The organism is Moorena sp. SIOASIH, from assembly GCF_010671925.1.
GTDB lineage: Bacteria > Cyanobacteriota > Cyanobacteriia > Cyanobacteriales > Coleofasciculaceae > Moorena.
In genome coordinates, this window is sequence record NZ_JAAHIH010000016.1 from 1 (window position 1) to 2125 (window position 2125).

Sequence of the window (2125 nt, forward strand, 5' to 3'; positions counted from 1 at the left end):
AATATATTTTTGTTTATTATTTTTTTTTTATTATTTCTTTTTTTTTTTTTTTTTTTTTTTTCTCTTCATCTAGCTGAGAAGCGTTGCTGACCGTGCAGCAGTTGTCCGCGGGGCAGCACAGGCCGTCGCCGTCGGCGTCGTTGGCGGAATCATCGGGGCAGACATCGCAGCTGTCTCCAACTCCGTCAGCGTCCCGGTCCATCTGATCCGGGTTTGCAACCGAGGGGCAATTGTCACAGGCAGGATCCACTCCGTCGTTGTCCGGGTCTACAGGATCATCACACGGATCACCGAGCCCGTCGCCGTCACAGTCGAACTGGTTCGCATTGCTGACCGAGGGGCAGTTATCTACACCGTTGTCGATCCCGTCGCCGTCGATGTCATCGTCCAAGGTATCGCGAACACCGTCTCCATCAAGGTCATCGACAAAGATGGCCCAGAACTCGAACTGATCGATTGAGCTACGAGCACTCAGTCGTGCAGGAAGGTGCAGATTGTTGACAATCTCGGAAACTATGGATGTCTGAACCCAGAGGTCACTGGTCGCGTCGAAGAACCAAAGGTCGAAGAACTCGCCAAGAGTCAGTTGCCACTCAATTCCCGCACTCGTTGGGATATGCAGGTCCGCCGGCACTGTCAAGAGGGTTCCAGCCGGTTGCAGGTCGACTGCCCCGACCAGCGTCTTTCCGGCCGGCGGCGGGCCAGGTAAGTGCAACGCCTCCTCAACTCCCTCGATCTCCACTACCAACCCAGCGGATAGCGCCGTGGGGGCGATCTCGATTTGCGCGCCGGTTGACAGGTCAGCGAACACGCAACCTGCGTCGGTGTCGCAGAAGCCAGGTTCGGGCGGAGCATTCTGGGTAACCTCGTACACTACGCCGCTATCGTCATCGAGGACGTCCTCATCACGGCTAGGAGCACCCACCAGGAAGTCGGTGAATCCGTCGCCGTTCAGGTCCTCTGAATCGCTCACCGCTGCTCCGGCGTTCTCCCCTGGTTCTGTCCCGATGAAGACAGCGCCCGCGATCGTTGCGCCGACTTCGGCAACATCGATTGCGTTGCGGCGCAGAGGAGTTGCGCTAGTACCTTCGATCAACAGGACCCGCCCAGCGTCAAGCGCCGGAGGAGTCCCCACGTCCGCAAAAGGTGCACCAAGGGTGATGTCATCAAAACCGTTTCCGGTCACATCGTTCACGCCGGACGCGGCAGTTCCCAAACGCTCTCCTGCGTTCTCACCCAGCCACCTAACCCCATCGAGTGCGTTGGGGTTCGCGCCATCGCTATCTCCAACATCGAGAGCGGTGAACTGGCCGAACGGGAGTTTGCCGGCAGTCTGCAACACGAGACCGGCTTCATCCCGGCCAGCCGCATCGTAGAACGGAGCTCCGATGAGAAGGTCTCTCTCGCCGTTTGGAATATTGTCACCCCCTCCAGCGACGGAGTAACCGAGTTCGCCGTCGGGTAGGTCGCCAATAATGGTGACTCCGTCGATTGGACCGCCGATGTTGCATACATCGATCGTGCCGGTGTCGATGTCTCCAGCTTCGGCGAAATGGGCTGCGCCGGCGTTCGATTTGGGACCTTCGCCTGTGTCCGGTGCATCTGTTCCCGGAGCACCGATACCTACATCACCATCGCCGGACCCGGTCACGTCTCCCGGGAACTCCACGTCAAACCCAACACGGTCGGCCAGATTGTCGCCGTGGAACTGCACGCCGGCGACCTCGTCAACAGGATCGCATGCGCTAGGCAGGTGCGTGCACGCTACGTTGGCTAGGGCCACCACTCCGGTCGAGTTGTTTGGATCGCCGAACACCAGGTACGCAACGCCGGCACCTGTCCTTCCGTCGGGGGATGCGCCTGGAGCTCCGATCAGAATGTCTACATGGCCATCATCGTTGGTGAGTCCGCCGCCTGCGACCGCGAACCCGGTTTGATCGCCGTTCGCAGCACCACCGAAGACCATTCCGGGCAGCGTGCCGTTCTCGACATCCGCCAGATTGACTTCGTCGGCGATGGCTGGGTTCCCGATGTTGGGATAGTCGGCCGGATCGAACAGCACCAGATAAACCCTTCCCGGGCCGGTCGCGGTGACACCTGAGGATCGGTTTACTTGTTCGGCACA

The 2125-nt window shown here is 59.2% G+C and carries 2 pseudogenes; both read right to left on the reverse strand.

What is annotated here, in order from left to right:
• Positions 1 to 139 precede the first annotated feature (139 nt).
• Positions 140 to 874 (reverse strand): annotated as a pseudogene (locus F6J90_RS43280) (thrombospondin type 3 repeat-containing protein); the annotation flags it as partial.
• 6 nt (positions 875 to 880) lie between these two features.
• Positions 881 to 1966, reverse strand: a pseudogene (locus tag F6J90_RS43285) (integrin alpha); the annotation flags it as partial.
• Positions 1967 to 2125 lie beyond the last annotated feature (159 nt).